The sequence below is a fragment of the Wolbachia endosymbiont of Cardiocondyla obscurior genome (assembly GCF_902713635.1).
Taxonomy (GTDB): domain Bacteria; phylum Pseudomonadota; class Alphaproteobacteria; order Rickettsiales; family Anaplasmataceae; genus Wolbachia; species Wolbachia pipientis.
This window is the reverse complement of sequence record NZ_CACTIU010000142.1, coordinates 1-240: the sequence shown is the minus strand read 5'-3', so window position 1 is coordinate 240 and position 240 is coordinate 1. Positions and strand designations below refer to the sequence as shown.

General features: G+C 38.8%; 1 pseudogene. It reads left to right on the top strand.

The annotated features are described in order from the left end of the window. Positions 1-119, top strand: a pseudogene (locus WOCAOBSORBRA_RS06135) (IS630-like element ISWpi11 family transposase); the annotation flags it as partial. Between the last annotated feature and the right edge of the window lie 121 nt (positions 120-240).

Below are 240 nucleotides of genomic sequence, written 5' to 3'. Positions count from 1 at the left end.
CAGCCTTAAGTGGAAGAAAGATAGTTGTTCCGTTAACCTTTGAAGGCCACTGTAATATGGATGTTTTTAATGGATGGTTTGAGCAATTTTTGACACCGATCTTGGAACCTGGGCAGACTGACCTTACCCAGAAAAAGTGGAGAGAAAGAAAGGAGTTTTTTCAGGTAAAATAAAATTTTGGAGGATTAGAAATGGCAAGAGAATATACGGCAGAATTCAAATTGGAAGCTGTTAAGCTGG